General features: G+C 71.0%; 20 protein-coding genes. 15 read left to right on the forward strand and 5 right to left on the reverse strand.

Annotated features, from left to right (window positions below; all coding sequences use genetic code 11):
* The first annotated feature begins 131 nt into the window (after positions 1-131).
* The 6 genes from ACYF6T_RS32860 (at position 132) to ACYF6T_RS32885 (ending at position 6,655) form a co-directional block, all read left to right on the forward strand.
* A complete protein-coding gene (locus tag ACYF6T_RS32860; protein ID WP_461701071.1) occupies positions 132-1,301 on the forward strand; it encodes a DUF4190 domain-containing protein in 1,170 nt (389 codons plus the stop codon).
* A gap of 157 nt (positions 1,302-1,458) precedes the next feature.
* A complete protein-coding gene (locus ACYF6T_RS32865; RefSeq protein ID WP_461701073.1) occupies positions 1,459-2,211 on the forward strand; it encodes a GntR family transcriptional regulator in 753 nt (250 codons plus the stop codon).
* A 329-nt stretch (positions 2,212-2,540) separates the two neighbouring features.
* Positions 2,541-2,741, forward strand: coding sequence for an SPOR domain-containing protein (locus ACYF6T_RS32870; RefSeq protein ID WP_461701075.1), 201 nt, complete (start codon positions 2,541-2,543; stop codon positions 2,739-2,741).
* A 24-nt stretch (positions 2,742-2,765) separates the two neighbouring features.
* On the forward strand, positions 2,766-3,185 hold the full coding sequence (locus tag ACYF6T_RS32875; protein WP_461701077.1) for a (deoxy)nucleoside triphosphate pyrophosphohydrolase: 420 nt from the start codon (positions 2,766-2,768) through the stop codon (positions 3,183-3,185).
* Between the two features lie 47 nt (positions 3,186-3,232).
* Entirely contained in the window at positions 3,233-3,664 is a 432-nt protein-coding gene (locus tag ACYF6T_RS32880) for an ATP-binding protein (protein WP_461701079.1), read from the forward strand.
* A gap of 303 nt (positions 3,665-3,967) precedes the next feature.
* Positions 3,968-6,655 carry a SpoIIE family protein phosphatase gene (locus ACYF6T_RS32885; protein ID WP_461701081.1) on the forward strand — a complete coding sequence of 896 codons (2,688 nt, stop codon included), beginning with the start codon at positions 3,968-3,970 and terminating at the stop codon, positions 6,653-6,655.
* On the opposite strand, the gene ACYF6T_RS32890 is transcribed toward ACYF6T_RS32885, so the two are convergent.
* A complete protein-coding gene (locus ACYF6T_RS32890; RefSeq protein ID WP_461701082.1) occupies positions 6,618-8,405 on the reverse strand; it encodes a hypothetical protein in 1,788 nt (595 codons plus the stop codon). The two genes, ACYF6T_RS32885 and ACYF6T_RS32890, sit on opposite strands and share 38 nt — an antisense overlap.
* 64 nt (positions 8,406-8,469) lie before the next feature.
* On the opposite strand from ACYF6T_RS32890, the gene ACYF6T_RS32895 reads away from it, so the two are divergent.
* Both ACYF6T_RS32895 and ACYF6T_RS32900 read left to right on the forward strand, forming a co-directional pair.
* The gene (locus ACYF6T_RS32895; RefSeq protein ID WP_461701084.1) at positions 8,470-9,564 is read left to right on the forward strand and encodes a glycoside hydrolase family 18 protein; all 1,095 of its coding nucleotides are present in this window, start codon (positions 8,470-8,472) and stop codon (positions 9,562-9,564) included.
* A 49-nt stretch (positions 9,565-9,613) separates the two neighbouring features.
* Positions 9,614-9,928, forward strand: coding sequence for a hypothetical protein (locus ACYF6T_RS32900; protein WP_461701086.1), 315 nt, complete (start codon positions 9,614-9,616; stop codon positions 9,926-9,928).
* Here ACYF6T_RS32900 and ACYF6T_RS32905 read toward each other — a convergent pair.
* Genes ACYF6T_RS32905 through ACYF6T_RS32920 form a run of 4 tightly spaced genes read right to left on the reverse strand, consistent with a single transcriptional unit; the run spans position 9,906 to position 13,778 of the window.
* Positions 9,906-10,679 carry a succinate dehydrogenase/fumarate reductase iron-sulfur subunit gene (locus tag ACYF6T_RS32905; RefSeq protein ID WP_461701087.1) on the reverse strand — a complete coding sequence of 258 codons (774 nt, stop codon included), beginning with the start codon at positions 10,677-10,679 and terminating at the stop codon, positions 9,906-9,908. The two genes, ACYF6T_RS32900 and ACYF6T_RS32905, sit on opposite strands and share 23 nt — an antisense overlap.
* The gene (locus tag ACYF6T_RS32910; protein ID WP_461701088.1) at positions 10,676-12,619 is read right to left on the reverse strand and encodes a fumarate reductase/succinate dehydrogenase flavoprotein subunit; all 1,944 of its coding nucleotides are present in this window, start codon (positions 12,617-12,619) and stop codon (positions 10,676-10,678) included. The genes ACYF6T_RS32905 and ACYF6T_RS32910 overlap by 4 nt, the downstream gene beginning before the upstream one ends.
* A gap of 16 nt (positions 12,620-12,635) precedes the next feature.
* Entirely contained in the window at positions 12,636-13,457 is an 822-nt protein-coding gene (locus tag ACYF6T_RS32915) for a hypothetical protein (protein WP_461701089.1), read from the reverse strand.
* Between the two features lie 30 nt (positions 13,458-13,487).
* A complete protein-coding gene (locus ACYF6T_RS32920) occupies positions 13,488-13,778 on the reverse strand; it encodes a hypothetical protein (RefSeq protein WP_461701090.1) in 291 nt (96 codons plus the stop codon).
* Between the two features lie 495 nt (positions 13,779-14,273).
* Here ACYF6T_RS32920 and ACYF6T_RS32925 point away from each other — a divergent pair, with 495 nt between their 5' ends.
* From ACYF6T_RS32925 to ACYF6T_RS32955, 7 genes are all read left to right on the forward strand, one after another.
* Positions 14,274-16,295 carry an ABC transporter family substrate-binding protein gene (locus tag ACYF6T_RS32925; protein WP_461701092.1) on the forward strand — a complete coding sequence of 674 codons (2,022 nt, stop codon included), beginning with the start codon at positions 14,274-14,276 and terminating at the stop codon, positions 16,293-16,295.
* A 136-nt stretch (positions 16,296-16,431) separates the two neighbouring features.
* Positions 16,432-18,339: a translational GTPase TypA gene (typA, locus tag ACYF6T_RS32930; RefSeq protein ID WP_461701093.1), complete on the forward strand. Its 1,908-nt coding sequence runs from the start codon at positions 16,432-16,434 to the stop codon at positions 18,337-18,339.
* A gap of 572 nt (positions 18,340-18,911) precedes the next feature.
* The gene (locus tag ACYF6T_RS32935) at positions 18,912-19,946 is read left to right on the forward strand and encodes an ABC transporter permease (RefSeq protein ID WP_461701094.1); all 1,035 of its coding nucleotides are present in this window, start codon (positions 18,912-18,914) and stop codon (positions 19,944-19,946) included.
* Positions 19,947-20,033: 87 nt separating this feature from the next.
* Positions 20,034-21,845: an ABC transporter substrate-binding protein gene (locus tag ACYF6T_RS32940; RefSeq protein WP_461701095.1), complete on the forward strand. Its 1,812-nt coding sequence runs from the start codon at positions 20,034-20,036 to the stop codon at positions 21,843-21,845.
* Positions 21,846-21,942: 97 nt separating this feature from the next.
* Positions 21,943-22,923 carry an ABC transporter permease gene (locus tag ACYF6T_RS32945; RefSeq protein ID WP_461701097.1) on the forward strand — a complete coding sequence of 327 codons (981 nt, stop codon included), beginning with the start codon at positions 21,943-21,945 and terminating at the stop codon, positions 22,921-22,923.
* A gap of 22 nt (positions 22,924-22,945) precedes the next feature.
* Positions 22,946-24,007 (forward strand): ABC transporter ATP-binding protein, encoded by a 1,062-nt coding sequence (locus tag ACYF6T_RS32950; RefSeq protein ID WP_461701098.1) that lies wholly within the window; start codon positions 22,946-22,948, stop codon positions 24,005-24,007.
* A gap of 28 nt (positions 24,008-24,035) precedes the next feature.
* The coding region (locus tag ACYF6T_RS32955) for an ATP-binding cassette domain-containing protein (protein ID WP_461701099.1) at positions 24,036-24,473 on the forward strand (438 nt) is incomplete at its 3' end.

Genomic DNA, 24,473 nt, shown 5'->3' on the forward strand with positions numbered 1-24,473 from the left:
CTTACCATGCGCCCAGCCGTCTGACCGCCGTGCGCCACATTCCGCCTGAACCACCGCCCGCCCACGTCACCGCTCGCCGGGACCACCGCCCGCCCGAACCACCGCCCGCCTGAACCAGGAGCACGCAAGCCGTGTCCATACCCCCGCCGCCCGGGTCCCCCCAGCCCCAGGAGCCGCAAGGTCCGTACCCCCAAGGGCCGTACGCCCAGGGCCCGTACGGCGCGCCGTACCCCTACCAGCCCTGGGGTCAGGGCTACAGCCCCTACAACCGGCCGGCGCCCGTCAACGGCGTCGCGATCGCCGCGCTGGTTCTGGGCATCCTCTGCTTCGTCCCGGCCGTCGGCCTGGTGCTCGGGCTGATCGCGCTGCGGCAGATCAGGAGGCGGGGAGAGCGCGGCAAGGGCATGGCCGTCGCGGGGACGGTCCTGTCCTCCCTGGGACTGGTGCTGTGGACGCTCGCCCTCGTCTCCGGCGCGCAGTTCGACGTCTGGGACGGCGTCAAGGACGCGGCCCGCGACGACGGCAGCGCGTACACCCTGCACAAGGGCGACTGCTTCGACGAGCCCGGCGGGTCGCTGGAGGGCGAGGCGTACGACGTCGACAAGGTGCCGTGCAAGGGCGAGCACGACGGGGAGGTCTTCGCCGAGTTCAAGCTGACGGGGTTCACCTCGTACCCCGGCGACGACCGGGTCACCGAGGAGGCCGACAGCCGGTGCTACGCCCTGCGCTACGACTACGCCATGGACGGCTGGGCCGTCCCCGCCGACGTCGACGTCTACTACCTGACGCCGACCGAGGACAGCTGGCGCTTCGGCGACCGCGAGGTCACCTGCCTGTTCGGCAACACGGACGAAAAGGCCGGCCTGACCGGCTCCCTGCGCAACGACGCGACCCGCCTGGACGCCGACCAGCTCGCCTACCTCCAGGCCGTGAACGTGGGGAACAAGGCCCTGGACACGCAGCCCCAGGACACCCCCGACGACGACCTGCCGGCCAACCGGAAGTGGGCGGGCGACGTCTCCGCCGCGCTCACCAAGGAGGCCGGCCTGCTGCGCGCCCACTCCTGGCCCGCCGACGCGAAGCAGCCGGTCGCGGGCCTGGTCAAGGACGTGGAGGCGGCGCGGAAGGAGTGGGCGCGCGCTGCCGCCGCCACCGACGCGGACACCTTCTACCGGCACTACGACCGCGTCATGACCCTGATGTCCCCGGCGAAGGCGGTCACCACGCGCAAGGCTCTGGGGCTGATCGCGGACCCGCCCGCGGACGACCCGGGCGACGGCGACGGCGACTTCGCGGTGTGAACGAGGTGTGAGCGCGGCTATAGCGGGGAGAAAGTGCCTGCGTAAAGCCCCCGGCCCGCACAAGTCATCACATCGGGTGATTCCCTGGCCTTTGCTTGCATGGTCGAACCCACGGTTGCCACGCTGTTGCTGTCTGTACAACTGATGGGAGCGGCCAGTGACTTTCGGTGACCAGCCGGCGTACCTGCGTGTCGCGGGTGATCTCCGCAAGAAGATCGTCGACGGTTCACTGCCCCCGCACACCCGCCTGCCGTCCCAGGCCAGGATCCGCGAGGAGTACGGCGTCTCGGACACCGTCGCCCTGGAGGCGCGCAAGGTGCTGATGGCCGAGGGCCTGGTCGAGGGCCGCTCCGGCTCCGGCACGTACGTGCGCGAGCGTCCCGTCCCCCGGCGCGTCTTCCGCTCCGGCTTCCGCCCGGACGGCGGGGCCACGCCCTTCCGGCAGGAGCAGGCCGACGCGGAGGCGCGCGGCACCTGGGAGTCCAGCAGCGAGCAGGCCGAGGCGAGCGGCGCCGTCGCCGAGCGGCTCGGCATCCGCCCCGGCGACCGCGTGATGTGCACGAGGTACGTCTTCCGGGAGGCCGGCGAGGCCATGATGCTCTCCACCTCCTGGGAGCCCCTCGCGGTCACCGGCCGCACCCCCGTGATGCTCCCCGAGGAGGGCCCCCTCGGCGGCATGGGCGTCGTCGAGCGCATGGCGGCGATCGACGTCGTCGTGGACAACGTCACCGAGGAGGTCGGCGCCCGCCCCGGCCTCGCCGAGGAACTGCTCGCCCTCGGCGGCGTCCCCGGCCATGTCGTCCTCGTCATCCAGCGCACCTTCTACGCCTCCGGCCGCCCGGTCGAGACGGCCGACGTCGTCGTCCCGGCCGACCGCTACCGGGTCGCGTACCACCTCCCGGTGAAGTAGCGCACACCCTTGCGGGCGCCGCCCCGCCCGCCAGCGGCGCGCGCACCTGCCGCGCGCCGCTCGATTCTGGCCGTTCTCGCAGGTCGTCCCGGCCTGCCCGAGACGCCGCTGACCGGACCTGTCGCCCCCCGTATACGGCGCGTTCGTCGCCGTGCGCCCCCTGCGTCCTGGCCGGTTGCGTACCTCTTTGTGAAAAGCCGTATTCGCTCCGTAAAGGTTAGGCGTAGGCTCGGGCATATGCGGATTGCGGTTTCCTTAGCGGGTGGGGTACGGCACGAACCGCTGGCGGACGGCGGACGGGCCGGTGAGGGAAGGAGCGGTGCGGGGCGATGAACGACGGCACGATCACTCTTCCCTGGCTCGTCATACGGCAGGACGACAACGGCAACCGCTACCGCGTGGGCCGCTACGCCACCCGCGCGGAGGCCCAGAAGATCGCGGACAGCCTCGACCACCGCGGCCACAAACAGCTCTACTGGGTCGAGCGGATCGGACAGAACGGCCAGGGCGGCACGGCCACCGACAACTGACCCGCCTGCCGTAGGCTCCCGCGCATGACGGAACGGATCGTGGTGGTGGGAGCCGCCCTGCTCGCCGCGGACGGCCGCCTCCTCGCCGCCCGCCGCAGCGCCCCCGAGGACCTGGCCGGCCGCTGGGAGCTGCCCGGTGGCAAGGTCGAACAGGGCGAGACCCCCGAGGCGGCCCTGGCCCGCGAACTCCACGAGGAACTGGGCGTGGAGGCGGAGGTGAAGGAGCGGGTCCCGGGGGAGTGGCCGCTGAGACCGCCGTACGTCCTCCAGGTGTGGACGGCGACGCTGCGCCCCGACTCGCCGCCCCCCGAGCCCCTCCAGGACCACGACGAACTGCGCTGGCTGCCGCGCGACGACCCGTGGCAGGTCGACTGGCTCGACCAGGACGTGCCGGCCGTCCGAGCCGTGGCCGGCCTGGCAGACCCGAACCCCGCGAGCTCTTAGGCGCCCTCGATATCGGGTATGTCCCCAGTAACCTCATGAATCCGGACATGAGGCAGTCGCTGGCCCGGGAAGTGATCGGCGTGATCGACACCGAAGACGACCGCGCCGCATGGACGTTCCCCGCGGAACCCGGCGCCGTGCGCGACGCCCGCGCGGCGGTCCGCGGCCAACTGCACACCTGGCACCTGGAAACCCTCGCCGACCTCACCGCCCTCCTGGTCAGCGAACTGGTGACCAACTCCCTGCGGCACGCCACCGGCCCCATCGGCGTCCGCCTGGTGCGCCCCGCGGACCTCGCCGGCGTCCTGCTGGTGGAGGTCTCCGACCCGCTCCCGGACCCGCCCCGGGAGCGCGAGGCCCGCCCGGAGGACGAGAGCGGCCGCGGGCTGCGGCTGGTCGCGCTCACCGCCCGCCGCTGGGGTACCCGGCCCGGTGAGACGGGCAAGACGGTCTGGTTCGAACTGGCGGTGCCCGGCTGAAGGCGCGCGCACGCCCGGCGTGCGCCGTGTACAGGCGGGTCGTGACCGCCCACCCGCCCTGTACGGCCGGCCGGCGTCTGTCGACTGCCTGGTTCAGGCCAGTGGCGGTTGCCGGCGGGCGGGATTCGACGACGTGTCGGCTGGTTAGAAGACTGGAAGTGTTCTCACGGCCGGGACCGAAAACCGCCGGGACCGTGCTGTGATCGTGAACACCGTGTTGTGCGGCGCCGTAGTGCTGGATACTGCGGGCAGCCGCCGCCGGTGACCGGTACCGGACGCGGTGAGCTGGAGGGGACGGTTCGCGTGAGCGAGATACCAGCGAAGGCCACGGAGTCCGAGGACCCGTCGGGCGGCGCGAGGACAGGAGCCGCGGGTGATGCCGCGGCGGACGCTACGCGCGACACCGCGACGGGCCGGACAGGGCTGCCCTCCTCCGGAGAGCCCCTCCGCGACACCGGACTCGGCGACCTGCCCCCCGGGGAGGCCGTCTGGCAGAGCAGCCCGCCCGGCTCCATCTACGACTACATCAAGGTCGCCTCCTTCTCCATCGGCCCCGACGGGCTCGTCGACCAGTGGAGCCTGCGCGCCGAGCAGCTCTTCGGCATCCCGGCCGAGCACGCCGTCGGCATGGACCCCATCGAGGCGTTCATCGACCCCGACCTGCGCGACCGGGGCCAGCGCAAGATGGCCGAGATCCTCGACGGCCGGGAGTGGACCGGCGTCGTGCCCTTCCGCACACCCCGGACGGCCGAGGAGGAGGGCGGCCGCGAGGGCCTCGCCGAGGTCTACGTCATGCCGACGCGGACCGAGGAGGGCGAGAAGGCCGCCGTCTGCATCGTCGTCGACGTACGCACCCTGCGCAGCATCGAGACCGACCTCGCCGCCTCGCAGTCCATTTTCGGTCAGTCTCCCTTCGGCTTCCTGCTCATCGACACCGACCTGCGGGTCCGGCGCGCCAACGAGCGGTTCGCCTCCCTCTTCGGCGGCACCCCCGACGACCACCGCGGCAAGACCGTGCAGGACTACCTGCCCCGCCCCGAGGCCGAGCGGGTCGCGGCCACCCTGCGCCGGGTCCTGGAGACCGGCGACTCCATCACGGACATGCACGTCACGGGCTTCCTGCCGGGTTCGGACGACCGCCGGCACTGGTCCATCAACCTCTACCGCGTGCACAGCGGCTCCGGCCGCCCCATCGGCATCGCCTGGCTCGCCACCGACATCACCGCCCGCCGCGCCGCCGCCCGCGAGGCCGCCGCCGCGCGGCGCAATCTCGCCCTTCTCAACGAGGCCGGCGCCCGCATAGGCAACTCCCTCGACCTGGAGACCACCGCCCGCGAACTCCTCGACGTCGTCGTCCCCGGCTTCTGCGACCTCGCCACCGTCGACCTCTACCAGGGCCTGCTGGCCGGCGACGAGACCCCGCCCGGGCTCGCCGACGGCAGCGCCGAGCTGCGCCGGGTGGCCTTCGCCAGCGCCGTCTCCGACGCGCCGTTCGCCGGCACCGGGGCGCCCGTCTCCGTGGGCGCCGTCCACCACTACCCCTTCAACTCGCCCTGCGCGGACGCCCTGCGCACCATGCGCACCCAGCTCGTCCCCGGCGAGGAGGGCGGCCTGGTGCAGTCCACGCTCGCCGTGCCGATGGTCGCCCACGACACCGTCGTGGGACTCGCGCAGTTCGCGCGGACCAAGGGCAGCGAGCCGTTCGGGGACCGGGACCGCGATCTGGCGGTGGAGCTGGCCGCGCGGGCCGCGGTCTGTATCGACAACGCCCGCCTGTACCGCCGGGAGCACGAGCGGGCGCTGATCCTGCAGCGGTCCCTGCTGCCGCCGGGCGACCCGGTCGCCTCCGGCCTGGACATCGCCTGCCGCTATCTGCCCGGCAACTCCTCCTCCGACCGGCCCAGCGAGGTCGGCGGCGACTGGTTCGACGTGATCGAACTGCCGGGCCACCGCACGGCGTTGGTGGTCGGCGACGTGATGGGCCGCGGACTGCGCGCGGCGGTGGCGATGGGCGAACTGCGCTCCGCCGTGCGCACCCTGGCCCTGCTCGACCTCGAACCGGCCGAGGTGCTCAGCGCGTTGGACGAGATCGCGCGCGGCCTCGGCGCCCCCGGCGGCGTCCAGCAGGCCACCCGCGCCGCGCGCCGCCCCCGCGAGGCCGACCTGTCCGAGGTGTACCTGGCGACCTGCGTGTACGCGGTCTACGACTCCGTCACCCGCCGCTGCACCTTCGCCAACGCGGGCCATCTGCCGCCCGTCCTGGTCGAACCGGGCGAGGACGCCCTCATGCTCGACGTGCCGCCGGGCATGCCGCTCGGCGTCGGCGGGGAGCCCTTCGAGGAGGTCGAGGTCGAACTGCCGGAAGGCGCCCTTCTCGCGCTCTACACGGATGGACTGGTCGAATCCCGCGACCACCCCCTCGACGAGGGCCTGCAGGCCTTCGTGGGCGCCCTCACCGACCCCTCCAGCCCGCTGGAGGACGTCTGCGACCACGTCCTCAACACCCTCGACACCCACCACGGCGAGGACGACATCGCGCTGCTGATGGCCCGCGTCCAGGGCCTGCCCGCCGACTCCGTGGGCGACTGGACGCTGCCGCGCGAACCGCGCAGTGTGGGCCGCGCCCGTGAGTACGCGCGCGGCCAGCTGCTGTCCTGGGACCTCGAACCCCTCGTCGACACCACGGAGTTGCTGGTCAGCGAACTGGTCACCAACGCGCTGCGCTACGGCGAGGGCGAGATCAGACTCCGGCTGCTCCTGGACCGCACGCTGGTGTGCGAGGTCTGGGACTCCGGACTGGTCCAGCCGCGCCGCCGCCGCGCCCGCGACACCGACGAGGGCGGCCGGGGCCTGCAACTGGTCGGGCTGCTCAGCGCGGCCTGGGGCTCGCGGCGCACCCCGCGCGGCAAGACGGTGTGGTTCGAACTCCCGCTGCCCGACGGGGAGACGGGGCTCACGGACCCGGCGGAGGCGCTGCTGAGCCTCTTCTGACGCCGGGGCCGCCGAAGCCGGCCGGCACCTCGGCGGCCGTGTCGCTCCGCATCCGCACGTCCTGCTCGGCGAACTCACGGGCCTGCCGGGCCAGGGCGTCCGCGGTGAGGAGCCCCTCCGGGTCGGCGCCGCCGAGCAGCCACCGGGCCTCGGCCAGCCGGGTCCGGGCGGTGCTGCCGACCGCTTCCCGGTGGACGGCGACGAAGTCGGCGGCGGCGTCGGCGGCCTGCCGCGCGACGAGGGACGCGGCGACCGACAGCACCCCGGCCCTGCCCGCCCCCAGCGGCACCAGCGCCTGCACGATCCGCCGAAGGGCGGCCAGGGGGTCGTAGGGACCGGAGGTCACCTCGTTGCGCACGGTGCCCAGCGCGACGTCGGCGTGGAGAACACCATCCCGAAGACCATCGCCCGCCTCCGCGCCCGCCCACGCCCTCGCCCGCCCGCCCACTCCCGCACCCTCCGGCAACCGGTCGGCCGCCGGTTCCGCGTCAGTCCGCGCGCTCGCGTGCCCGCCCGGTTCCGTGGTCTCCGGCGGCTGCTCGGCCGCCGACTCCGCGCGCATCCGCGCCTTCGCCCGCTCGCCTGCTTCCGTACCCTCCGGCGACTGCTCGGACGCTGGCTCTACGTCCGTCCGGGCGCTCGCGTGCCCGCCCGGTCCCGTGGTCTCCGGCGGCTGCTCGGACGTCGGTTTCGCGGCTGCCAAGTGCCGTCGCAGTGCCGCGATGTCGGTCTCCGCGCCCGTCAGTGCTGCCGGTACCAGGTGTTCGGCCGTTCTCAGGTCGGTGGCGAGACGGTCGAGGGCGGTGAGGAGGACGTCGGCCCGGGCGATGGCGGACTCGGCGGCGCGCAGGTGACGTATCGCCTCGTCCGTGCGGCCCGTGTCGGCCGCCTGGCGGGCCGAGTTGAGGTGGGCCGTGGCCGACACCAGGCGGTCCGTGGCCTCTTCGACGTGACCGGTGACGGCGGCGGACGCCGACGGCGCGTACCGCCTCACCAGCCCGGCGAGCGTCGCCTCCGCGCCCCCGACGCGCCCCGTCAGCTCGCGGAAGCGCCCCTCCGCCACCTCCAGCGCCTCGCCCACACCCCCCTCCAGTCCCCGCAGCCGCCACATCCCGCCGGCCTCCGCGTCCAGCCGCCGCCCCGCCTCCCGGCAGCGCCCCACGATCCCGGCCAGCGCCTGCCGCCGTGCCGTCTCCTCCTGCGGTACGCCGTCCTCGTACCGCTGCCGCATCCGGAAGGCGGCCGACAGCTCCGCCTCCGCCTCCCGCAGCGCCCGCGCGAAGGGCGCCACGGCGTCCGTCCCGAAGCGGGCCTCGGCGAAGGCGAGTTCCTCGCGGCTGGCGCGCACCCATTCGTCGGCCTCGACCAGCAGGGACCGCGCCTCGTCGTCGGCCTCGGTCAGCGGCGGCCCGGGCGGCGGCGGGGCCGAGCCGCCCGGCGTGGTCCGCGTCCGCGTCCGCGCCCGCCGGGTGCGCCGCACGTAGCCGTACGCGCCCAGCACCACCACCGCGCCGGCCACGACCAGCGGCAGCACCAGGTTCGTGGACGACGTCTCGTCCGGCTCCGGCGCGGCGGCGCTCGCGACGGAGCCCGCGGGGGCGACCGGAACCGGGGGATCGTCGGTGATCGTCATCCCTGGCAACACGAGCCACACCGCTCCGGCGAGCGCGCCCAGCAGGGCGTGCGCGACCCGCACGGATATGTGCGAGCCGGCCCGTCGCGGCCGGCCCCGTATCAGGGAAGACGTCACATTCCGGAGCGTATGGGCAGCAAAGCGACGGCGCGAGCGGGGTGCGTCCGAGGGGGAGACGGCGATGGAGACGGCACGGGCCGAGGACGGCGAAGCGAGCGAGGAGCGGACCCCGGCCCGAAGGCGCCGCCGGCCGCGTTGGCGGCCCTGGCCCCGGTGGGCCCGCTGGACGCGCCGGATCACGCTCGGTGTCGTCCTCGCCGTGCTGCTTCCGCTCCTCGCCGCCGAAGCCGCCCTCCGCGTGAACTACACCGGCGATCCGGCGGACGGCACGTACACCAGGAACCGGGACGCCCTGTGGCTCGGCCACGCCTGGGTCGACGGCCGCAAAGGGGACGCCGACGTCGACGCCCTCGCGCGCCGGCTGCGCGGCACCGGCATCCGCGACCTGTACGTGCACGCGGGCCCGCTGGAACACGACGGCACGCTGCCCGCGTCGGCCTGTCCGAAGGCGCCTTGGCTGATCGACGCCGTGCACCGGAAGCTGCCGGGCGTGCGCGTGCAGGCGTGGCTCGGTGACGTGCTGGCGAGCGAGGGACCGGAGGGCATGCGGCTGGAGCGGGCCGCGACCCGCGCCGCCGTCGTCCGCTCCGCCCGCCACGTCCTCGCCGCCGGCTTCGACGGCGCCCACTTCGACCTGGAGCCCCTGCACTCGGGCGACCGCCACTACCTCGCCCTGCTCGACGCCCTGCACCGCGAGACTCGCGCCCGCGGCGGCGTGCTGTCCGTCGCCGCCCACCAGATCGACCCGCTCCCGGCGTTCCACTCCGTCTGGGGCACGCTCACCGGGCACCCCAAGTGGTGGTCGCAGGAGTTCTTCGGGCAGGTGGCGCGCCGGGTCGACCAGATCGCGGTGATGTCGTACGACACCATGCAGCCGCTGCCGGGCCTGTACGGCGGTTACGTCGCCCAGCAGACCTCCCTGGCCCTGGAGGTCACCCCCGGCTCCACCGACCTGCTCATGGGCCTGCCCTTCTTCCACGACAACCGCTTCGGCCACATGGCCCGCGCCGAGACGGTCCCCGCGGCCGTCCGCGGCGTCCGCCTCGGCCTGACCCGCACGGACGCCGACCGCGCCCGCTTCGGCGTCGCCCTGTACGTCGACTTCGCGGCGACGGAGGCGGACTGGACGGCGTACGACAACGACTGGGCCCGCTGAGTACGCCCAAGGCGCCGTGTCCGCCCCGCCCTTCTGAGACGATGATCGGATGGATTCCTTCTTGCGGGCGGCCGTCGGGGTGTGCGTGATCGTCCTGGCGGCGGGCGGGGTCGCGGCGGTCGTCCGGGACTGGACACCGCCGTGGGGCAGGACCGTGGTGCGGCCGCGGCTGTGGGGCTACGGCTCGCTGCTCGGCGCGGTGGGCATGACCCTGTTCGCCTTCCTCGGCCCGCTGCACACCCCGCGCCCCGCCTTCGGAATCCTGCCGGTGCTCGGCTGGGTCGCGTTCATGGCCGGCCTGTTCGTGCAGAGTCGCGGGCTGCGGGCCGGCCGGCGTACGCCTACGACGAAGACCTCCGCCTGATCTTCGAGCCCAGCCACACCAGCGGGTCGTACTTGCGGTCGACGGCGCGTTCCTTCAGCGGGATCAGGGCGTTGTCCGTGATCTTGATGTTCTCGGGGCAGACCTCCGTGCAGCACTTGGTGATGTTGCAGTAGCCGAGGCCGTGCTCGTCCTGGGCCGTGCGCTTGCGGTCCAGGCCCGACTCCTGCGCGGCGTCCAGCGGGTGCATGTCCAGTTCGGCGACCCGCATCAGGAAGCGGGGGCCGGCGAAGGCCGGCTTGTTCTCCTCGTGGTCGCGCACGACGTGGCAGGTGTCCTGGCACAGGAAGCACTCGATGCACTTGCGGAACTCCTGCGGACGGTCCACGTCCTCCTGGAACATGCGGTACTCGCCGGGCCCGAGCCCGGCCGGCGGCACGAAGGCCGGGACCTCGCGCGCCTTGGCGTAGTTGAAGCCGACGTCCGTCACCAGGTCGCGGATCACGGGGAACGCGCGCAGGGGAGTCACCGTGACGGTCTCCTCGCGCGTGAACACCGACATGCGCGTCATGCACATCAGCCGCGGGCGGCCGTTGATCTCCGCCGAGCACGAACCGCACTTGCCCGCCTTGCAGTTCCAGCGCACGGCGAGGTCGGGCGCCTGGGTGGCCTGCAGGCGGTGGATGATGTCCAGGACCACCTCGCCGTCGTTGACCTCGACCTCGAAGTCCTCCAGGCCGCCGCCTCCGACGTCACCCCGCCACACCTTGAAGCGGGCCTTGTAGCTGCTCACTCGTACAGCTCCTCTTCGGCGAGGTACTTGACCAGCTCCTCCTTGTCGAAGAGGGCGAGCAGGTCCGGGCGGATGGGTTCGGTGGTCTCGCGGGTGAGGGTGATCTGGCCGCGCACGGGGTCCGTCGCGGCCAGCCCGCCCGTCGGGTCGGTGAGCCGGCACAGCAGGTTGACGTTGCGCCACGTGCGGTCCATCGCCCCGAAGTCCTCGCGGGTGTGGCCGCCGCGCGACTCGGTGCGCTCCAGCGCCGCCCGGGCCACGCACTCGCTGACCAGCAGCATGTTGCGCAGGTCCAGCGCGAGGTGCCAGCCGGGGTTGAACTGGCGGTGGCCCTCGACGCCGGCCCTGCGCGCCCGTACGCGAAGCTCCGCGAGCTTCTCCAGGGCCTGCTCCATCTCGCCCTCGCGGCGGATGATGCCGACCAGGTCGTTCATGGTCTGCTGGAGCTCCTGGTGGAGGGTGTACGGGTTCTCCGGCGGGCGTCCCTCGTCCTCGCCGGGCGCCGGGCCCTCCGCGGAGAACGGCCGCAGCGCCTCCGCCGCCGCCGAGTCCACCTGTACGTCGTCCACGGGCGGGCGGGCGCCCGCCCGTCGCGTCGCGTACTCGGCCGCGTGCCAGCCCGCCCGGCGTCCGAAGACCAGCAGGTCGGACAGCGAGTTGCCGCCCAGCCGGTTGGAGCCGTGCATGCCGCCCGCCACCTCGCCGGCCGCGAACAGGCCCGGCACCCCGCGGGCCGCCGCCGAGTCGGAGTCGACCGCGATACCGCCCATCACGTAGTGGCAGGTGGGCCCGACCTCCATCGCCTCCGCGGTGATGTCGACGTCGGCCAGCTCCTTGAACTGGTGGTACATCGACGGCAGCCGGCGCCGGATGACCTCGGCCGGCATCCGCGTCGACACGTCCAGGAACACCCCGCCGTGGGGCGAGCCCCGGCCCGCCTTCACCTCGGCGTTGATCGCGCGGGCCACCTCGTCACGCGGCAGCAGCTCCGGCGGGCGCCGGTTGTGGTCCGGGTCGTCGTACCAGCGGTCGCCCTCCTCCTCCGACTCCGCGTACTTCTCCTTGAAGACGTCGGGGATGTAGTCGAACATGAACCGCTTGCCCTCGGAGTTCCTGAGCACCCCGCCGTCGCCGCGCACCGACTCGGTGACGAGGATGCCCTTGACCGACGGCGGCCAGACCATGCCCGTCGGGTGGAACTGCACGAACTCCATGTTCAGCAGGGGCGCCCCGGCCAGCAGCGCCAGCGCGTGGCCGTCGCCCGTGTACTCCCACGAGTTCGACGTGACCTTGAAGGACTTGCCGATGCCGCCGGTGGCGATCACCACGGCGGGCGCCTCCAGGACGAAGAAACGGCCGCTTTCGCGCTCGTAGGCGAAGACCCCGGAGACCTGCTCGCCGTCCTTGAGCACCCGCGTGACCGTGCACTCCTGGAAGACCTTCAGCCGGGACTCGTAGTCGCCGGTCTCCCGCTTGTCCTCCTGCTGGAGCGAGACGATCTTCTGCTGGAGCGTGCGGATCAGCTCCAGGCCGGTGCGGTCGCCGACGTGCGCCAGGCGCGGGTACTCGTGGCCGCCGAAGTTGCGCTGGGAGATCCGGCCGTCCTTGGTGCGGTCGAACAGGGCGCCCCAGGTCTCCAGCTCCCACACCCGCTCGGGCGCCTCCTTGGCGTGCAGCTCGGCCATCCGCCACTGGTTGAGGAACTTGCCGCCGCGCAGGGTGTCGCGGAAGTGCACCTGCCAGTTGTCGCCGGAGTTCACGTTGCCCATCGCCGCCGCGATGCCGCCCTCGGCCATCACCGTGTGCGCCTTGCCGAACAGCGACTTGCAGATGACTGCCGTACGGGCGCCTCGCTCGCGCGCCTCGATGGCGGCCCGGAGGCCCGCGCCCCCGGCGCCGACCACGACGACGTCCCACTCCTGGCGGTCGACCACGGACATCACAAGGCCCCACTCATCAGAAAAATCGCGGATCGTCGAAGGCGCCGGAGGCGACGAGATAGACGTAGAAGTCGGCGAGCGCCACGCTCACCAGCGACGCCCACGCCAGCAGCATGTGCCGGGCGTTGAGCTTCCCGACCAGCTGCCACATCCGGTAGCGCACCGGGTGCCTGGAGAAGTGCTTGAGCTTGCCGCCGACGATGTGCCGGCAGGAGTGACAGGAGAGGGTGTACGCCCAGATCAGCACGATGTTGGCGAGGAAGACCAGGGTGCCGAGGCCCATGTGGCCCCAGTTCTCGTCCGTGTCGCGGAAGGAGAGCACCGTGTCGTACGTCAGCACGCCCGCGACCAGGATCGCCGCGTAGAAGAAGTACCGGTGGACGTTCTGCAGGATCAGCGGGAAGCGGGTCTCGCCGGTGTACTTCTTGTGCGGCTCGGCCACCGCGCAGGCCGGCGGGGACGCCCAGAAGCCCCGGTAGTAGGCCTTGCGGTAGTAGTAGCAGGTCAGGCGGAAGCCGAGCGGGAAGATCAGGATGATGATCGCGGGGGAGATGCCCCACCAGCCGCCGAAGAGGTCGGCGTTCGGGCCCGAGGGCATGTTCTTGCAGTTCTCCGCCAGGCACGGCGAGTAGAACGGCGAGACATACGGCGCCGAGTAGTAGTCCGCGTTCGCGAAGGCCCGCCACGTCGAGTACACGACGAAGGCGAGCAGACCGGCGGCGGTGGCGGCGGGGGCCAGCCACCAGCGGTCCGTGCGCAGGTGCGGGGCGGCGATCGCGGCGCGCGTACCGGTGCGTACGCCGCCGCTGTTCAGTTGGGGTTCCGTACCAGTGGCCAACTCTTGACTCCGGTCGGTGTCGGGGGACGCTCAGTGGCCGGGTCCGTGGTGGGAGCCGAGGCCCTCGTCGTCCGTGTCCGTCCACAGGGAGCTGTCGTAGGGGGTGTCGGGGATGGTGACCAGTTCCGGGCGCCTGGGGGCGGCGGGGCCGGCGGCCGCGTCGCGCAGCAGCGCCACGCTTTCACGCAGGTGGTTGGCGTCGGCCCGGACGCGTCGCATCTCCAGGCCGGCGGTGCCGAGCTGTTTCTCCAGCCGTCCCAGCGACCGGAACAGGTCGTCGAGGCTGCGCTGGACTGACGTCAGTTCGTCGTGCACGGACATGACGTGACCTCACTTCCGCGGGCGGCTGTGCCGTGGACGGAGACGTTCATGCGCCTGCGAGTGTTGCGCGTCACACCTGCCGGTGGGAAGGGACGTGCAGCGATTGGCGGATCCGGACCGTCCGCGTGCCCCCCGCGCACGCCGGTCGCATTGCGCCGCACGGGTGGGCTTCGCGGCCCGGGCCGCCGTGTCGCGCCCGGCAGGCGAACCCTTTCCTCTTCAGTGAGGCCGTAGATCTGATGAGCTCCAAATACCGCCAAACGTGATCAGAACGCACCCGCATCACGGGTGGGAGCCGCTCCCCGGAGGTACGCAAGAATGTCGCACGACGGCGCTGGAAGCGCCCCAAAGGGGCGCGGGGCTGAGTTGGATCTGCGGCTATCGCCGCGCGAGCGTGACCAGCCACAACGCACCCGCACTCGCGCCAGGGCCGCCCGTGGCACCTCTCGCGGTGCGCTCGGTTCTGTCGCCCTCCTCACCGCCGGCGCGCTCGCCGTGCCCCTGCTCGCGGGGTGCGGGTCCGACGACACCGAGGGCAAGCCCCTGGCCGGCCAGGACATCGCGCCCGCCGCCCGTGCCCTGGTCGCCGACGGCGGCACCCTGCGCTGGGCCGTGGACGACGTGCCGCAGACGCTCAACACCTTCCAGGCGGACGCCGACGCGGCCACCACGCGCGTCGCCCAGGCCGTCCTGCCCGCGCTGTACCGGCTGGACGCGAACGGCCGCCCGCAGGCCGACCCGGAGTACCTGGAGTCCGCCAAGGTCGTCGCGACCGAGCCCAAGCAGGTCGTGCTGTACAAGCTGAACCAGCAGGCGGTGTGGAGCGACGGCCGCGAGATCGGCGCCGCCGACTTCGCCGCCCAGTGGCGCGCCCTGTCCGGCAAGGACAGCGCCTACTGGACGGCCCGCAACGCCGGCTACGACCGCATCGAGAAGATCGAGCGCGGCGCCAGCGACCTGGAGGTCAAGGTCACCTTCGCGCGGCCGTACGCCGACTGGAAGTCGCTGTTCACGCCGCTGTACCCGAAGGACGTCATGGGCACCCCGGACGCCTTCAACGACGGCGCGCGGCGCAAGCTGAAGGTCACCGCCGGGCCCTTCGCCGTCCAGAAGGTCGACCGCAAGAACGACGAGATCGTCCTGGTCCGCAACCCCCGCTGGTGGGGCCGCCCCGCCAAGCTCTCCGAGATCGACCTGAAGGCCGTACCGCGCGACAAGCGCACCGCCGCGCTCGCGGCCGGCACGATCGACCTCGCCGAGATCGACCCCGCCGCGGCCGAGAGCATCGCCGTCGCCTCACGGGCCAAGGGCACGGGCACCCCGCTGCAGGGCCCGGCCGGCCGCCGCACCGGGCCGAAGGCACCGCGCCGTCAGCAGAACCTGCGCGGCTTCGAGGTCCGCCGGTCGCTGGAGCCCGCGTACACCCAGCTCGCCCTCAACGGCTCCGCCGGCCCCCTCGCCGACGAGCGCGTGCGCCGGGCCGTCGCCCGCGCCCTCGACCGCAAGGCGCTCGCCGCGGCCGTGCTCGACCCGCTGGGGCTGCCCGCCGTGCCCGTCGGCAGCCATCTGGCGCTGTCCGGGCAGGCCGGCTACGCCGACAACAGCGGCGCGCTCGGCGGCCAGGACACCGCTCAGGCGCAGGCGCTGCTCGCCGACGCGGGCTGGGTGCCCGGCGGGCCGGTCAAGGAGGAGGAGCAGCAGAAGAAGAAGCAGAAGAAGGGCGAGAAGGCCGCCGGGGGCGAGGGCCGGAAGGCGGAGGAGGAGTCGCAGGGCGGGGACGACGGGACGTACATCGTCGGCGAGGACGACAAGGGGGAGGGCACCGGGGGCGACGGCGCCCGGCACCTGGCCCAGGACGGCAAGCAGTACAAGCACCTCAGGCAGGGCGGGGCGCCCGGCGCGTACGCGCCCAGGGGGACGGCGGCCCCGGCCGGGGCGGCGTCCGGGATGCTCGCGAAGGACGGCAAGCCGCTCGCGCTGCGGTTCGTGCTGCCCTCGGGGGCGGGGTCGGACACGCTGCGGACGGTCGCCGACCGGATCAGCGGGATGCTGGCGCGGGTCGGCATCCGCACGCAGATCAAGAAGGTCTCCGACGACAGCTACTTCAAGGACTACGTGGCGTCCGGGCAGTACGACCTGGCGCTGTACTCGTGGCCCGCGTCCGCCTTCCCGGCCACGGACGCGCGGCCGGTCTACGCCAAGCCCGTGCCCGCCGCCGACGGTTCGCTCAACGTCGAGCAGAACTACACGCGCGTCGGCACGGACCAGGTGGACCAGCTGTTCGACCAGGCGGTGGCGACGCTGGACGAGGACGAGAGCCGGGAGCTGATCAGGAAGGCGGACGCGCGCATCTGGGCGGCGGCCGGCTCGATCCCGCTGTACCAGCGGCCGCAGCTGACGGCCGCGAAGAAGGACGTGGTGAACGCGGGGTCGTTCGGATTCCAGACGCCGGTCTACGAGGACATGGGGTTTCTGAAGAAGGGCGCGAAGCCCTCCGCGAGCGGTTCCGGGCACTGAGGCGCACGGCCCTGCGGAGGCCGCCCGCCGCAGGGCCACGTACCATGGGGTAAGGCCGTGGCGTGTTCAGCCCGGCAGGGTCCGCGTATCACCGACGTACGCGCCGGCCTTCCTCACACTCCAGGAGTACGCCTTCATGGCCACGCGCCACGACATCCGCAACGTCGCCATCGTCGCCCACGTCGACCACGGCAAGACGACCATCGTCGACGGCATGCTGAAGCAGGCCGGTGCCTTCGCCGCCCACCAGCTCGACCAGGTCGACGACCGCATGATGGACTCGAACGACCTGGAGCGTGAGAAGGGCATCACGATCCTCGCCAAGAACACGGCGGTGAAGTACCACCCCAAGGACGGCGGGGAGCCCATCACCATCAACATCATCGACACCCCCGGCCACGCCGACTTCGGCGGCGAGGTCGAGCGCGGTCTGTCGATGGTGGACGGCGTCGTCCTGCTCGTCGACGCCTCCGAGGGCCCGCTGCCGCAGACCCGCTTCGTGCTGCGCAAGGCGCTGCAGGCCCGCCTGCCCGTCATCCTGTGCATCAACAAGACGGACCGGCCCGACGCCCGGATCGACGAGGTCGTCAACGAGACCTACGACCTCTTCCTCGACCTGGACGCGGACGAGGAGCAGATCGAGTTCCCGATCGTCTACGCCTGCGGCCGCGACGGCGTCGCCTCCCTGACCAAGCCGGAGAACGGCACCGTCCCGGCCGACAGCGACAGCCTGGAGCCGTTCTTCTCGACGATCCTGGACCACATCCCGGCGCCCACCTACGACGAGGACGCGCCGCTTCAGGCCCACGTCACCAACCTCGACGCCGACAACTTCCTCGGCCGCATCGCGCTGCTCCGCGTCGAGCAGGGCGAGCTCAGGAAGGGCCAGACCGTCGCGTGGATCAAGCGGGACGGCTCCATCGCCAACGTCCGCATCAGCGAGCTGATGATGACCGAGGCGCTGACCCGCAAGCCCGCCGAGAAGGCCGGCCCCGGTGACATCTGCGCCGTCGCAGGCATCCCGGACATCATGATCGGCGAGACCCTCGCGGACACCGAGAACCCCATCCCGCTGCCGCTGATCACGGTCGACGAGCCCGCGATCTCCATGGTGATCGGCACCAACACCTCGCCGCTGGTCGGCCGCGGCGGCACCGGCAAGGGCGCCGACGCGAAGGCGGCCGTCAAGGACCGCAAGGTCACCGCCCGCCAGGTGAAGGACCGGCTCGACCGCGAGCTGATCGGCAACGTCAGCCTCCGGGTGCTGGAGACCGAGCGGCCCGACGCCTGGGAGGTCCAGGGCCGCGGTGAGCTCGCCCTCGCCATCCTCGTCGAGACCATGCGCCGGGAGGGCTACGAGCTGACGGTCGGCAAGCCGCAGGTCGTCACGAAGGACGTGGACGGCAAGGTCTACGAGCCCGTCGAGCGCATGACGATCGACGTGCCCGAGGAGCACATGGGCGCGGTCACGCAGCTCATGGGTGTGCGCAAGGGCCGGATGGACAACATGTCCAACCACGGCTCGGGCTGGGTGCGCATGGAGTTCGTCGTGCCCTCCCGCGGCCTGATCGGATTCCGGACGGAGTTCCTGACCCAGACCCGCGGCACCGGCATCGGGCACTCCATCCACGAGGGCTTCGAGCCCTGGTTCGGCACCCTGCAGACCCGTAACAACGGCTCGCTGGTCGCCGACCGCGCCGGTGTCGTCACCGCGTTCGCGATGACGAACCTCCAGGAGCGCGGCGTGCTCTTCGTGGAGCCGGGCACCGAGGTGTACGAGGGCATGATCGTCGGCGAGAACTCGCGCTCCGACGACATGGACGTCAACATCACCAAGGAGAAGAAGCTCACCAACATGCGGTCGTCCACGGCCGACGTGGCCGAGTCGATCGTCCCGCCGCGCAAGCTCTCGCTGGAGCAGTCGCTGGAGTTCTGCCGCGACGACGAGTGCGTGGAGGTCACCCCGGAGGCCGTTCGCATCCGCAAGGTGAACCTGGACGCCCGGGAGCGGGCCCGCGCCGCGAGCCGCGCCAAGCACGGCTAGATCCGGACACCCCGAGCCCGGGTGCCCCCATCTTGGGGGCGCCCGGGCTTTTTGCAACCCATTTTCCGGGCGCCGCCGAGCCCCCTGTGTCCGTTATGCGGAGATCCTCGCCCGATAGCCATGTAACAAGTCCGTTTCGCGGCCTTCTCGGCCCGAACGGTTTGTCCGAGTTTTGGAAGATCTACGCGCGAGCTGTGACTGAATTGAGATTTAAAGACAGTGGTCGGTACCTGACACATGGCAGATAGTTAGCCGCAGCGCTCGGGTCAATGGGTCTCGCGCTGTGGGGACAGCGCCGACTCGCGAGCACCAAGGGGGTGTCTGACCCTCCGTCAGGGGTGTCGGAGGACAGACATGCGCCCCCTCCCATCGGTGAGCACGTGGAGTCACGAGGAGGATCCCATGCTGTCCTTCATCTTCAACTACCGCCCCGCACAGGACGACTGACTCCGAAGATCCAGTCGGCGAGCCGGTCGTGCCTGACGACTACGCGCGTCCGGCTGCGGGTTTCCCCGCCAACCGCGGGATGCCCTGACGCTTCTTCACACCCACACCTGTGAAATGGGCGAACTGTGACAAGTCCTATCGACGTTGAGGGCGGCGGGACGTCGGTCGTCGTCGACGGCGCACCGCGACCGCCGGCGAAGGCCGAGGACCGCCTGCTTGAGGGCCGCTCACCCGGCCAGCTGATGTGGATCCGCTTCAAACGCGACCGCACCGGCGTGATCTCGGCCTGTGTCGTGCTGTTCTTCTTCGTGATCGCGGCCGCCGCGCCGCTGATCTCGAAGCTGTACGGGAAGGACCCGTACACCATCTACGCCGACGAACGGCCGGAGCTGTTCGACAGCGCGGGTGTGCCGGTGCAGCCCAACGGCGGGATCAGCAGCGAGTTCTGGTTCGGTCTGGAACCGGGCAACGGCTACGACGTGTTCACCAAGCTGATCTACGGCATCCGCACCTCGCTGATGATCTCCGTCGCCGTCACGCTCGCGGTCGTCCTCACCGGCATCCTCCTCGGCGTCACCGCGGGCTACGTGGGCGGCAAGACCGACTTCGCGATCGGCCGCGTCATCGACTTCCTGCTGGCCTTCCCCTCGCAGCTGTTCTTCATCGCCAGCATGCCGGTCGTGGTCTCGCTGTTCGTCAGCCCGCGCGACGAGACGCCGACCTATGTGCGGGTGGTGGCCCTGATCGTCGTGCAGTGGGTGCTCGGCTGGATGAGCCTGGCGCGCATCCTGCGCGGCACCACACTCGCCCTCAGGGAGCGGGAGTTCATCGAGGCCGCGAAGGTGAGCGGCGCCTCGCCCTGGCGGATCATCCGCAAGGAGATCCTGCCGAACGTGGTGACACCGCTGCTGGTGCAGGCCACGTATCTGCTGCCGAACTTCGTGACGATCGAGGCCGGCCTGTCGTTCCTCGGCGTCGGCATCGTCGAACCGACGCCCGACTGGGGCCAGATGTTCTCCAAGGCGTCGTCCGAGCTCGTGCTGCAGAACGACATCACCTACATGTTCTTCCCCGGCGTCTCGATGGTCATCTTCGTCGTCGCGTTCAACCTGCTCGGGGACTCGGTCCGGGACGCCTTCGATCCCAAGACGGCGCGCTGACCGACTGTTTGTGGGCGTCCTCGCCCGGATACCGCACGGCCTTTTCCTTCGCATCATGCGACACACAGATGGGTGGAAACTTCAGTGATGAGTAGGGGCGGACGCCACACATACGCCGCACTGTCGGTGCTCGCGGCCGGAGCGCTGTTGCTCTCCGGCTGCAGCAAGGGCGGCAGCAACGCCAGTGACGACGAGAAGAAGGACCAGGAGAACGCCAAACGCCAGCAGGCGTCCGTGAAGTTCGGGGACGCCTCGGACTCGCAGGGGCCGGCCGCCGCGGTGCCGGGCGCCAAGAAGGGCGGCACCCTTGAGGTGCTCCAGCGCGACTCCTACGCGCACCTCGACCCGGGGCAGATCTACGTCTCCGACGAGGGCTCGCTCGCCACGCTGATCCACCGGGGCCTGACCGGCTACAAGGCGACCAGCAACGACGGCAGTTCGCACGAGGTCGTCGGCGACCTCGCCACCGACTCCGGCACCACCACGGACGGCGGCAAGACCTGGAAGTACACCCTCAAGGACGGCATCAAGTTCTCCGACGGGACGCCGATCACGTCCGCGGACTTCCGGCAGACCTTCGAGCGGCTCTTCGCGCCCTTCATCAACCAGGGCCCCACGTACCTCCAGCAGTGGCTCGCCGACAGCTCCGGCTCCGACTACCGCAAGCTGCTGCCGGACGGCCCCTACAAGGGCAAGCACCTGCCGAGCAGCGTCCTGGAGACGCCGGACGACAAGACCATCGTCTTCCACTTCAAGACGGCGCACCCGGACCTGCCGTACGCGCTGGCCATGGCGGGCTACGCGGTCGTCTCCAAGAAGGGCGACACGAAGGAGAAGTACGACAAGGCCCCGGTGACGAGCGGCCCGTACAAGATCCAGTCGTTCAAGTCCGGCAAGTCGATGGTGCTCGTCAAGAACACCAACTGGGACCCGAAGACGGACCCGATCCGCAACCAGTACGTGGACCAGATGAACTTCACGTTCAACGTCCAGTACGAGGACTCCACCAAGGCGCTCCTCGCCGACACCGGCGCCGACCAGACCGGCGTCAGCTTCAACAACTCGGTGGACGCGGGCAACATCACCAAGGTCCTCGGCGGCGACGCGGCCGTCAAGGCCCGTACGGTGGCGGGCTACCAGCCCTACGTCGGCCAGGTCAACATCAACATGTCGCACAAGGAACTGCAGGACAAGACGGTCCGTGAGGCCATCGCCTACGCCCTGCCGATCACGCCCATGGTCCGTGCCTTCGGCGGCAGTTCCGCCGCGGAGGTCGCCGGCGGCTTCATCAGCCCGACGGTCAGCGGCTACGACGCCTCCTTCGACCCGTGGGGCAAGAAGAAGAGCCCCGGCGGCAACCCGGCCAAGGCCAAGGAACTGCTGAAGAAGGCCGGCAAGGTCGGCATGAAGCTGACCTACGGCTACATCAACACCCCCGAGGGCCAGCAGTACTCCGCCGCCATCGCCGCCGCGCTGAACAAGGCCGGCTTCAACGTGCAGCGCCAGGACATCCCGGCCGAGACGTTCTACGACCAGATCGGCAAGGTCGACAACAACTACGACATCTACCACTCCGCGTGGGGTGCCGACTGGCCGTCCGCCTCGACCGTGATCCCGCCGCTGTTCGACGGCCGCGCGATCGCCGACGGTTCGCCCAACTACTCGCACGTGAACGACTCCAAGGTCAACGCCGACATCGACGCCGCGAACAAGATCACGGACCCGGTCAAGTCGGCGGCCGCGTGGGAGAAGATCGACCAGTACCTGGCCAAGGACGTCATCAACGCCGTCCCGACCATCGACTACAAGCAGGTCCAGATCGCCGGCTCCAAGGTCGGCGGCCTGGTCTACGACGACGTGATCGGCGGCATCGACCCGCGTCGCCTGTACATCAAGTAACCCCTTCGTCCGACCGGTACCCGGTGCGTGATCCCGCCGAAGGCGGCGACGCACCGGGTACCGCCCGGCCCGCCGACGTCAGAGAGCTGCCCCTGTCATGCTGCGCTTCCTCGTCCGCCGGATTCTCGGTGCCGTCGTCATCCTCTTCCTGCTGAGCATCGTGACGTTCCTGCTGTTCTTCGGGATGCCGCGGGACCCGGCGCTGCTGATGTGCGGGAAGACGTGCAATCCGCAGAGTCTCGCGAACATCCACCATGTGCTCGGCCTGGACAAGTCGATCCCCGAGCAGTACGGGATCTTCCTGCACAACCTGGTGCTCGGCAGCGACAAGTTCGCCCAGGGCCCCTGCCCCGCCCCCTGCTTCGGGTACTCGTACCACACCAACGACCAGGTCTGGGCGACCATGATGGACCGCCTGCCCACCACGCTCTCGCTGACGCTGGGCGCCGCGGTGGTCTTCCTGATCGTGGGGCTGGGCACCGGCATGATCGCCGCGTGGAAGCGGGGCACCCTGCTCGACAAGACGGTCACCGCCGGCTCGATGGTGATCAGTTCGCTGCAGATCTACTTCCTGGGACCGCTGGCCCTCGCGGTCTTCGTCTACCAGTCGCACCTCTTCGACAAGCCGGCCTACAACGACTTCACCGCCAACCCGGTCACCTGGTTCACCGGGCTGATCATCCCGTGGGTGGTGCTGTCCACGATCTTCGCCTCGCAGTACACCCGTATGGCGCGCTCGTCGATGATCGAACAGCTCCAGGAGGAGCACGTGCGCACCGCCCGGGCCAAGGGCATGTCCCGCAAGTACGTCTTCTTCCGCTACGCCTGGCGCGGCTCTCTCATCCCCATCGTCACCATCTTCGGCATCGACCTCGGCTCCCTGCTGGGCGGCGCCATCATCACGGAGTACACCTTCGGACTGCCCGGCCTCGGCCGGCTCGCGGTGGAGTCGGTGCAGTTCAGCGATCTGCCGCTGCTGCTGGGCGTCATGCTGTTCTCCGCCTCCATGATCCTGCTGTTCAACATCATCGTCGACGCCTGCTACGCCTTCATCGACCCGCGCGTGCGGCTGTCCTAGGCCGGGTAAGAGGAGACACGCTGTGACCACTCTGACCAAGGACGCCGGCGCCCCCGTACCGGCCGACACGGGCGCCTTCCTCTCGGTGCGGGACCTGCACGTCAGCTTCAAGACCGAGGACGGCGTCGTGAAGGCCGTCGACGGGCTCTCCTTCGACCTGGCGCGCGGCCGCACGCTCGGCATCGTCGGCGAGTCTGGCTCCGGCAAGTCCGTCACCAACCTGACGATCCTGGGCCTGCACAACCCGCAGTTCACCACCGTCGAAGGCGAGATCCTGCTGGAGGGCCAGGAGCTCACCACGGCCCGGGAGTCGGAACTGGAGAAGCTGCGCGGCAACAAGGTCGCCATGATCTTCCAGGACCCGCTCACCGCGCTGTCGCCGTACTACACGGTGGGCCGGCAGATCGCCGAGCCGTTCATGAAGCACACCGGGGCCTCCAAGAAGGCGGCCTGGGAGCGCGCGGTGGAGATGCTCGGCAAGGTCGGCATCCCCAACCCCAGGGAACGGGCGAAGGACTACCCGCACCAGTTCTCCGGCGGTATGCGCCAGCGCGCGATGATTGCCATGGCCCTGGTCTGCGACCCCGACCTGCTGATCGCCGACGAGCCGACCACGGCCCTCGACGTGACGGTCCAGGCGCAGATCCTGGACCTGCTGAAGGACCTCCAGCGGGAGTTCGGCTCGGCGATCATCTTCATCACGCACGACCTGGGCGTGATCGCCGACATGGCCGACGACATCATGGTGATGTACGCGGGCGGCGCCATCGAGCGGGGCACGGTGAACGAGGTGATGCGGGCGCCGCAGCACCCGTACACCTGGGGCCTGCTGAACTCCATGCCGCGCCTGGACTCGGACCTCTCGGCCCCCCTCGCGCCCATCCCCGGCACCCCGCCGTCGCTGCTCAACCCGCCGTCCGGCTGCCGCTTCCACCCCCGCTGCACCTTCCAGGACCGGGTGGCCGGCGACCGCTGTGTCACCGAACGCCCGCTGCTCGCCCCGGACCGGGCCTCCGCCTGCCATCTCACGGCGGAGCAGAAGCGCACCATCTTCGTCGAAGAGATCAAGCCCCGTCTGGGCTAGGAGGACACGCCATGACAGAGGACACGCCATGACAGAAGACCTCGTCCTCCCCGCTCCCCGGGAGGCCGGCGCCGGCGCGTCCGGGGACCCGCTGCTGGTCGTCGAGGGTTTGACCAAGCACTTCCCGGTCAAGGGCGGCTTCCCGATCCGGCGCACGGTCGGCGCCGTGCAGGCGGTCGACGGCATCGACCTGACCGTGCACGTCGGCGAGAGCTTCGGCCTGGTGGGGGAGTCGGGCTGCGGCAAGTCGACGACGGGCCGGCTGATCACCCGGCTGCTGGAGCCGACGGCCGGCAAGATCACGTACCGGGACCGGGACATCACGCACGCCAGCCGCAAGGAGCTGGCGCCGATCCGGTCCGAGATCCAGATGATCTTCCAGGACCCGTACTCGTCGCTCAACCCCCGGCAGACGGTCGGCAAGATCATCTCGGGTCCGATGGAGATCAACGGCATCGAGCCCGAG

Source organism: Streptomyces sp. 7R007 (genome assembly GCF_054850255.1).